The organism is Pseudomonas sp. XP1, assembly GCF_053557675.1.
In genome coordinates, this window is sequence record NZ_JBNRIJ010000004.1 from 218,397 (window position 1) to 227,882 (window position 9,486).

At 63.3% G+C, this 9,486-nt stretch carries 7 protein-coding genes; all 7 read right to left on the reverse strand.

The features are described 5' to 3' along the window. Positions 1-6 precede the first annotated feature (6 nt). The 7 genes from panC to ACK1U9_RS06150 all read right to left on the reverse strand — a co-directional run bounded on the left by panC (position 7) and on the right by ACK1U9_RS06150 (position 9,268). Positions 7-870, reverse strand: coding sequence for a pantoate--beta-alanine ligase (gene panC, locus ACK1U9_RS06120; RefSeq protein ID WP_046613119.1), 864 nt, complete (start codon positions 868-870; stop codon positions 7-9). Beyond that, entirely contained in the window at positions 867-1,667 is an 801-nt protein-coding gene (panB, locus tag ACK1U9_RS06125; protein WP_046613118.1) for a 3-methyl-2-oxobutanoate hydroxymethyltransferase, read from the reverse strand. Before panB ends, panC begins: the two co-directional genes overlap by 4 nt. 262 nt (positions 1,668-1,929) lie before the next feature. Continuing rightward, a complete protein-coding gene (folK, locus tag ACK1U9_RS06130; RefSeq protein WP_046613117.1) occupies positions 1,930-2,409 on the reverse strand; it encodes a 2-amino-4-hydroxy-6-hydroxymethyldihydropteridine diphosphokinase in 480 nt (159 codons plus the stop codon). Next, the gene (locus tag ACK1U9_RS06135; protein WP_449109771.1) at positions 2,406-3,794 is read right to left on the reverse strand and encodes a polynucleotide adenylyltransferase PcnB; all 1,389 of its coding nucleotides are present in this window, start codon (positions 3,792-3,794) and stop codon (positions 2,406-2,408) included. Before ACK1U9_RS06135 ends, folK begins: the two co-directional genes overlap by 4 nt. An 891-nt stretch (positions 3,795-4,685) precedes the next feature. Next, positions 4,686-6,128 carry a sigma-54-dependent transcriptional regulator gene (locus ACK1U9_RS06140; RefSeq protein WP_046613115.1) on the reverse strand — a complete coding sequence of 481 codons (1,443 nt, stop codon included), beginning with the start codon at positions 6,126-6,128 and terminating at the stop codon, positions 4,686-4,688. A 4-nt stretch (positions 6,129-6,132) separates the two neighbouring features. Beyond that, the gene (locus tag ACK1U9_RS06145) at positions 6,133-9,108 is read right to left on the reverse strand and encodes a sensor histidine kinase (RefSeq protein WP_173015123.1); all 2,976 of its coding nucleotides are present in this window, start codon (positions 9,106-9,108) and stop codon (positions 6,133-6,135) included. Next, positions 9,092-9,268, reverse strand: coding sequence for a hypothetical protein (locus ACK1U9_RS06150; RefSeq protein ID WP_003250005.1), 177 nt, complete (start codon positions 9,266-9,268; stop codon positions 9,092-9,094). The genes ACK1U9_RS06145 and ACK1U9_RS06150 overlap by 17 nt, the downstream gene beginning before the upstream one ends. Between the last annotated feature and the right edge of the window lie 218 nt (positions 9,269-9,486).

Genomic DNA, 9,486 nt, shown 5'->3' on the forward strand with positions numbered 1-9,486 from the left:
AGGCCGTTACGCGGTCTTTTCTTCCACATGCAGGTACAGGTTGTCGATCAACCGTGTATTACCCAGGTAAGCCGCCGCAATTACCACCAGGTCTCGATCATCGATCACTGCCGGGCGCAGGCTAACGGCATGACGCACTTCCAGGTAATCCGGCCGAAAACCAGCGGTGGTCAACTGTGTCTGGCCTTCGGCAACCAGCGCGGCAAAGTCCCGCTGGCCACGTTCGATGGCAGCAGCGATGTGCTGCAGCGTGCGGTACAACGCTGGCGCCGCAGCACGCTGCTCAGGCGTGAGGTAACCATTGCGCGACGACAGCGCCAGGCCGTCCTCGGCCCGCACGGTAGGCTCGCCGATGATCTGGATCGGCATGTTCAGGTCGCGCACCATGGCGCGGATCACCGCCAGCTGCTGGAAGTCCTTTTCACCGAACACGGCAAGGTCGGGCTGGACCATGTTGAACAGCTTGCTGACCACGGTGGCCACGCCTTCGAAATGCCCGGGCCGGCTGGCGCCGCACAGGCCTTCGGAAAGGCCGGGCACGCTGACGCGGGTTTGCACGCTCATGCCGTCGGGGTACATCTCTTCGACGCTGGGCGCGAACAGCAGATTGCAGCCAGCCTGGAGCAGGCGCTCCTGATCGGCGGCCAGGGTGCGCGGATACTTGTCGAGGTCTTCGTTGGCGCCGAACTGCAGCGGGTTGACGAAGATGCTGGCGACCACGAAATCGGCGCGCTGCGCAGCCTTGGTCACCAAGGCGGCATGGCCGCTGTGCAGGTTGCCCATGGTCGGCACGAAGCCGATGCGCTTGCCTTCACCGCGGGCGCGGGCGACTGCGGCGCGCAGTTCGCGGACGGTCTTGACTGTATTCATGCACTGAACCCGTGTTCGCTGCCTGGGAAGCTGACTTGCTTGACCGCCTCGACGTAAGCGACGAGAGCGCTATGGATATCCGGCTGGCCTTGCATGAAGTTCTTCACGAATTTAGGTACCCGGCCGCTCAGCGACAGGCCGAGCATGTCGTGCAGGACCAGTACCTGGCCATCGGTGCCGCTGCCGGCGCCAATGCCGATCACCGGGATGGCCACGGCACTGGTGATTTCCGCCGCCAGTTCGCTGGGCACGCATTCGAGCAGCAGCATGGCCGCACCGGCCTGTTCCAGGGCGATGGCGTCGGCGCGCATCTGTCGGGCCTGGGCTTCCTGACGGCCCTGCACCTTGTAGCCGCCCAGCACGTTGACAGTCTGCGGGGTCAGGCCCATGTGCGCGCACACCGGCACGCCACGCTCGGCCAGCAGGCGGATGGTCTCGGCCAGCCAGGCAGCACCTTCGATCTTGATCATGTGGGCGCCGGCCTGCATCAGCGTGGCGCTGTTGGCGAAAGCTTGCTCCGGGGTGGCATGCGCCATGAACGGCAGGTCGGCGAGGATAAGGGCGCCGTCGTTGCCACGTTTGACGCTGGCGGTATGGTAGGCCATGTCCGCGGTGGTCACTGGCAGTGTGCTGTCGTGGCCTTGCAGGACCATGCCCAGCGAGTCGCCCACCAGCAACACTTCTACACCGGCCTGGCTGGCGACCTTGGCGAAGGTCGCGTCGTAGCAGGTCAGCATGGTGATTTTTTCACCCTTGGCCTTGAGGCCATTGAGGGTGGTCAGGGTTACTTCAGGCATGTAGGAAATTCCTCGTTCAGGCGCTGTAAAAAACGACTGCATTCAACGCGTGTAGTCATCTTCCGGAGCGGCACATCATCGCGCGTGATGTTCGGGCACAGGTCCGTCCGGGCCTAAATACGGGTATGCGGCACTTTGGTGCCACACGGGACGCCTATAGTCGTGAGCGAGGTGGGGGAAGTCAATCACCCTGTTACCGCATTGTTACGATCAGGGTGTTACTGGCGTTACCGCGCCAGTGCGCAAGGCTGGAACGCCCGGTTTACAGGCGTTCCAGGCCGACGAACGGGCAGTCGTCGAGCAGTTGCGCAAGGGCGCGGCCATCGGCCAGGCGGAAATCGCCCGGTACCAGTTCTGCCAGCGGGTACAGCACGAAAGGCCGGGCATGCATGTGGTAATGCGGCACTTTCAGGCGCGGCTCGTCGAGCACCTGGTCGCCGAACAGCAGGATGTCCAGGTCCAGTGTGCGCGGGCCCCAACGCTCCTTGCGCACGCGGCCCTGGCCGTTTTCGATAGCCTGCAGTGCATCGAGCAGGTCCAGCGGCGCCAAGGCAGTGTCCAGGGCGGCGACGGCATTGGTGTAGCGCGGCTGGCCAGGCAGCAGTGAATCGCTGGTGTACAGGGCCGAGGCCGCCACCAGACGCGTGGCTTCGACCTGGTCGAGGGCCTGCAAGGCGCTACGCAGCTGCTCGGCAGGTGCGTCCAGATTGCTGCCCAGGCCGATATAGGCGCGGGTACTCACTCGAACGCCTCGTCGCCACTGCGCTTGCGCTTGCCACCGCTACGCTTGCGTTTGCGCGGGCCGGCACCGGTACCTTCGTCGCGGCTACCCAGTTCGCGGATCATCTCGCGACGCTCGCTGTCGTTGGCATCCTGGTAATCGGTCCACCACTGGCCAAGGTCGTCGGTTTCTTCGCCGGCGCTTTCCCGCAGCAGCAGGAAGTCGTAGCCGGCACGGAAGCGAGGGTTGTCCAGCAGCATGTCGGCGCGCTTGCCGCTGCGGCGAGGCAGGCGCTCCTGCATGTCCCAGATCTCGCGGATCGGCAGGGTGAAACGCTTGGGGATGGCGATGCGTGCGCATTGCTCGGCGATCAGGTCGTGGGCCGCACCGTTCATGGCCGGTATCGGCGGTACGCCCTGGTTCTGCAGGTGCAACACGCGGGCAGGCAGGGCTGGCCACAGCAGCGCGGCGAAGAGGAAGGCCGGGGTTACCGGTTTACCTTGCTTCACGCGCAGGTCGGTGTTGTTCAGCGCTTGGCTGATCAGCGTGTGAGTGTAGGTCGGGCGTTCGTCCAGGGCATGTGAACTGGCCGGGAACAGCGGCTCGAACAATTGCAGGTCGACCAGCATTTCAAAGGCGATGGCGCCCTGGCCCGAGAGGAAAAGCTTGAGGCTCTCTTCGAACAGGCGCGCCGGTGGAATTTCGCGCAGCAGTGGAGCCAGCTCTCGGATCGGCTGGACCGTGTGCTTTTCGATGCCGAAGTCGAGCTTGGCGGCGAAACGCACCGCGCGCAGCATGCGCACCGGGTCTTCCTGGTAGCGGTGGGTAGGGTCACCGATCAGGCGCAGCAGGCGGTTGCGGATATCGTGCACGCCGTTGGCGTAGTCGAGGATGCGCTCGCTGACCGGGTCGTAGTAAAGGGCGTTGATGGTGAAGTCGCGACGTTGCGCGTCCTCTTCCAGGGTGCCGTACACGTTGTCACGCAGGATGCGACCACTGGCATTGTGCGACGAACGGTGGCTGTCGCCCTGGTCGTCTTCCGTGTGGTGGGCGCGGAAGGTGGCGACTTCGATGATCTCACGGCCGAAATGCACGTGGACCAGCTTGAAGCGGCGGCCAATGATGCGCGCGTTGCGGAATTCGGCACGGACCTGTTCGGGGGTGGCACTGGTGGCGACATCGAAGTCTTTCGGCGTGATGCCCAGCATCAGGTCGCGGACACAGCCACCGACCAGGTAAGCCTGGTAACCGGCGTTCTGCAGGCGTTCCACGATGCTCACCGCATGGCGGCTGAACTGATGGCGTTGCAGCGAGTGCTGGCTCTTGTTGATCACCTCAGGCGTGGTGCGCCTGTGGTGCGGGCCCGGTACGGGCGGGCGGAACGACTGGAACAGCTTCTTCAGCATGGGATGCACTGTTTGAAGGAATGTTCGGCCAAGAATAGGAGAATGGCCGCATGATGGGCGGGGATTCTAGCATTTACTCAAGGAATGGTGTAGGCGGGTAGCAGGGTGCCTGCGGGAAGGGTAGAAACGACAAGGGGAGCCTAAGCTCCCCAAGAAGTCGTTGCGTGCTCTTATTGTTTTTTTGCTGGGCTTCTTGTTTTTGTTGAGTGCCCTGCCCACAAATCTCGAAGCTTGTGGACGACCCCCAATCCAGGGGTTAAGAGCAAACGGATTGCTTTGGCCGCTGATGTCACGTTGATCTGTCGATCCAACCAGTTCAGGCGCTGCTTTTTAGTGCAGTTTTTATTGTTCTCTGCCTGGTTGTGGGGCAAGCCCCAAACACGCATCCTCTCCAAAAGAATCAGTTAGCTGCGCCTCCGCCGTCTTGTTTTTATTGTGCGTGAGCCGTTTCGTCTTGTTCTTATTCTGAGTTGCAGTGCTTGTTATTGTTCTTGTACCAGACATATAGCAGGTGCCGTGCCAACTTTTGCAAGCCCAGTAAAATCAAGGGGTTGGAGCTGGTGAGCGGTTTAGCGGCGGTCGAAAATGTCGAAATTTCGTTACCGTACGCCTCGGGAACTGTTACGGCGGAAAGCTTGGGTAACAGATTTTTGCGGGGGCTGAAGTGTTACCTGGGGTGTGTGCGCTGGCTTTGCTGGCCCTTTCGCGGGTGAACCCGCTCCCACGGGAACGGCGCAGATTTCGCTAAATCCCGGTAAGCCGGCTTCCACAGGGACCGCACCACCTTGAGGGCAGTGAAATTCCTGTGGGAGCGGGTTCACCCGCGAAGCGGCCGGAATGGCACATAGAGAGGGATGAGGGCAGGAGGAGCCTCCCGCCCAGGCAACACGGTTACTCGCTGGTAGCGTTGCTCTTGCGCCGCGGGATGCCCAGGCGCTGGCGGCGTTCCCACAGGCACTTGCGGCTGACCCCGAGCTTGCGGGCCAGCTCGGTCTCGGTCATGTGGTCCTGGTGCTCGAGCACGAAGTGCTGGAAGTAGTCCTCAAGCGACAGGTCCTCGGTCGGTTCATGGCTGGCATTTGCCGTACTGGCCACGACCAGGGCGTTGTCGAGGATTTCGTCCTCCTCCAGGTCGCCGAGTTCGATGTCGATGCCCAGCAGGTCCGCGGAAATTTCTGCGCTCTCGCTGAGGATCACCGCACGCTCCACGGCGTTTTCCAGCTCTCGCACGTTACCCGGCCAGCTGTAGTGACGAATGGCCTGCTCCGCTTCGGCCGAGAAGTGCAAGTCGTCGCGGCCGATGCGCGCGCTCTGGCGGGCGAGGAAGGCGCTGGCGATCTCGTTGACGTCACTGCCGCGCTCGCGCAGGGCAGGCAGTTTCAGCGCGATCACGTGCAGGCGGTAATAGAGGTCTTCGCGGAACTGGCCGGCCTTGGCCAGGTTCTTCAGGTCGCGGTGGGTCGCGGCGATCAGGCGTACATCGACCTTTTGCGACTGTACCGAACCCACCCGGCGAATCTCGCCTTCCTGCAGCACGCGCAGCAGGCGGGCCTGGGCTTCCAGCGGCAGTTCGCCGATTTCGTCGAGGAACAGGGTGCCGCCATCGGCAGCTTCCACCAGGCCAGCGCGCCCGGCGCTGGCGCCGGTGAACGCGCCTTTCTCGTGGCCGAACAGCTCGGACTCGATCAGTGTCTCGGGGATGGCTGCGCAGTTCACCGAAATCATTGGTGCCTTGGCCCGACGCGACAGGTTGTGCAGGGCGCGTGCGACCAGCTCTTTACCGGTGCCCGACTCGCCCTGGATCAGCACGTTCGAATCGGTGGGCGCGACCTTGCGGATCTTGCTGTACATGTCCTGCATTGGCGGACAGGAGCCGATGATGCCGATTTCGCCATTGGCGGCTGCCGCGCTGCCTTTGTCGGCCGGGGCGGCCTTGCCATTGGTGGCGCGTGGCTCGGCCGCCGGTGCGGCTGCCGGGGCGTTCTGCCGGTCGCGCAGGATACGCGCCACCGCTTGAAGCATCTCGTCGTGGTCGAAGGGCTTGGCGATGTAGTCCACCGCGCCCATTTTCATCGAGTCTACCGCCGAGCGCAGGCTGGCGTAGCTGGTCATGATCAGCACTGGGGTGCCCTGGCCGAGCTTGATCAGTTCGGTGCCGGGCGCGCCGGGCAGGCGCAGGTCGCTGACGATCAGGTCGAAGGTGGCAATGCTGAAGCGTTCCTGGGCTTCCTGCACCGAGCCGGCTTCGCTGACCTGGTACTGGTTCCGTTCGAGCAGGCGACGCAAGGCCGAGCGGATGATGGTTTCGTCTTCGACGATCAGAATGTGCGGCATTGATTCAATTCTCTCGACGGTCTCGAATTTCAGGGGACGTCGCTACGACATGCCGGGGCAGGGTCACGCGGATCCGGGTGCCACGTTGCCGTTCGATATCGGCCGGGCTGTCGATGGTGATTTGCCCATAATGCTCTTCCACGATGGAATAGACCAGAGCGAGCCCCAGTCCGGTTCCTTCGCCCGGGTCCTTGGTGGTGAAGAAGGGCTCGAAAAGGCGGTCCATGATGTTCTTCGGGATCCCGCTGCCCTCATCCTCGACGATCAGGTCGACGGTGTGCTCGCTGACTTCGCTGCGCACACGCACGGCGCTGCCGGGCGGCGAGGCGTCGCGAGCGTTGGAAAGCAGGTTGATCAGCACCTGGGCCAGGCGCTGCGGGTCCCCTTCGGCCCAGTGCTCAGGGTCGCAGAGGTTGAAGAACTGTACTTCGAAATTGCGCCGATTCAACGCCAGCAGACCGATGGCATCCTGCGCCACTTCGGCCAGGCATACCGGCTCTTCGCTGTTCTGGTGGCTGCCGCCGGCATGGGCGAAGCTCATCAGCGACTGGACGATGCGCGATACCCGCTTGGTCTGTTCGAGAATCTGGCTGGACAGCTCGATGATTTCGCCATCGCCCTCACGCTCCTCGCGCAGGTTCTGCGCCAGGCAGGCGATGCCGGTGATCGGGTTGCCGATCTCGTGAGCCACGCCGGCAGCCAGGCGGCCGATACTGGCCAGGCGTTCGGAATGAACCAGCTTGTCTTCCAGCGCCTGGGTTTCGGTAAGGTCCTCTACCAGCAGCACCAGGCCACTGTTGCCTGGGGCCAGCGGCTCGTCGATGGCCGCCTTGTGCAGGTTCAGCCAGCGCGGCTGGCCGTCCAGCGCAAGGCGCTGCTTGTGCAGGTGCTCGTCGGGCACATTGATGAAACCTTGCAGCAGGCCGCGCCAGGGTTCGCTGATGGTGACCAGGCGTGAGCCGACCACGTGCTTGGCGGCGATGCCGGTGAGCTCTTCCATGGCCTTGTTCCACATCAGGATTTCCTGGTCCTTGGCCAGCGAGCAGACGCCCATGGGCAGTTCCTGCAGGGTCTGGCGGTGGTAGCGGCGCAGGGCGTCGAGCTCGGCGGCCAGGCCGGTCAGGCGCGAGTGGTAGTCTTCCAGGCGGCTTTCGATGAAGTGGATGTCCTCGGTCACGTAGTTTTCGTTACCGGACTTGTACGGCAGGAAGGTCTCGACCATGTCCTGGGCCACGCTCGGCCCCATCAGGCCGGACAGGTTGGCCTCGATGCGGTCGCGCAGGCGGCGCAAGGCATAGGGACGGCGCTCGTCGAACGGCAGGTAGAGGTCGCGCAGAGCCTGTTCCACTTCCTTCTGTGCGGCCTTGGCGCCCAGCGGCTTGGCCAGTTGGGTGGCGAATTCCTGTGGCGAGGCGGCGTGCAGCTCGCGGCGTTGCGGGCGGCGCACGTTGTCCACCGCGCAGGCTTCGGCGGCGCTGACCTCTTCGTTGCTTGCGTTGGTGAACAGCGAGATCAGGGTGAACAGCAGCACGTTGGCCGCCAGCGAGGCGATGGCCGCCATGTGCCAGCTGGTGTCGTCCAGCACGTAGATCATGTCCAGCAGCGGGATGTAGAAGCCCTGCAGGTTGCCCAGCAGTGGCAGTAGCATGGTCACCATCCACACCAGGGTGCCGGCCAGCAGGCCGGCGATGAAGCCGCGGCGGTTGGCGGTCGGCCAGTACAGCACCGACAGCACGCCCGGCAGGAACTGCAACGTGGCCACGAAGGCGACGATGCCCAGGTTGGCCAGGCTCTGGTGGTTGTTCTGGGTCAGGTAGAACATGAACCCGGCGGTGATGATGGCGACGATCAGCGCGCGGCGGGTCCACTTCAGCCAACGGTAGATGTTACCTTCGGCCGGCGGCTGGTACAGCGGTAGCACCAGGTGGTTGAGGGCCATGCCCGACAGCGCCAGGGTGGTGACGATGATCAACCCGCTGGCAGCCGACAAGCCGCCGATGTAGGCCAGCAGCGCCAGCGCCTGGTTGTTGGCGGCAAGCCCCAGGCCCAGGGTGAAGTACTCGGGGTTGGTGGTGGCGCCCAGGCGCAGGCCGGCCCATAGCACCAGCGGCACGGCCAGGCTCATCAGCAGCAGGAACAACGGTAGCCCCCAGCTGGCGCTGACCAGCGAGCGCGGGTTGAGGTTTTCGGTGAAGGCCATGTGGTACATGTGCGGCATGACGATGGCCGATGCGAAGAACACCAGCAGCAAGGTGCGCCATGGGCCTTCTTGCAGGGGCGTATGCAGAGCCGCCAGGGCGGTCTGGTTCTGCAGCAACCACACTTCCAGTTCGTGCGGGCCGCCGAATACGCCATACAGGGCGTACAGGCCGATACCGCCCAGGGCCAGCAGCTTGATCACCGACTCGAAGGCGATGGCAAACACCAGCCCTTCATGCTTTTCGCGTGTGGCGATGTGCCTGGAACCAAAGAAGATGGTGAACAGGATGATCAGCGCACAGAAGGCGAAGGCCACCCGTGCCTTGACCGGCTCACCGGTAAGGATGCTTATCGAGTCGGCCACCGCCTGGATCTGCAGGGCCAGCAAGGGCAGCACGCCGATCAGCATGATGATGGTGGTCAGTGCCCCGGCCCAGGTGCTGCGGAAACGGAACGCCAGCAGGTCGGCCAGCGAGGACAGCTGGTAGGTACGGGTGATCTTGAGGATCGGGTAGAGCAGCACCGGCGCCAGCAGGAACGCGCCGGACACCCCCAGGTAACAGGCAAGGAAACCGTAACCGTACTGGTAGGCCAGGCCCACCGAGCCATAGAAAGCCCAGGCACTGGCGTACACGCCGAGCGACAGGATGTAGGTAAGCGGGTGGCGAATGATCGAGCGCGGGATCAACCCCCGCTCGCTGATCCAGGCCACGCCGAACAACACCATCAGGTACGCGGCGCTGATCAGGATCATCTGGGTCAGGCTAAAGCTCATCGGCATCTCGTTGGCTCTGCAGGATGAAGGTGACGACGATCAGGATCAGCCAGAGCAGGTAAGGGCGATACCAGGCTCCGGTCGGTTCGATCCACCAGTCCATGATGGCCGGGGAGAACAGGTAGATCCCCACGACCAGAAGCAGGACCAAACGATAGATGTACATGCTGGCCTCGATGGTTGGGCGCTGCGGGCTTGGACTTATTATTGGCGCAAATGGCTGGGCGGATGCTAGCGGGAATCCATAGGGTTCGCCAAGAGGTTGAATTTATTGGGCTTTTGTTTTTGAGGGGTGGGTTGCCTGTTCTGGCTCTATCGCCGGCAAGCCAGCTCCCACAGGATCACCACAGGTTCTGAATGCTGTGCTGTACCTGTGGGAGCTGG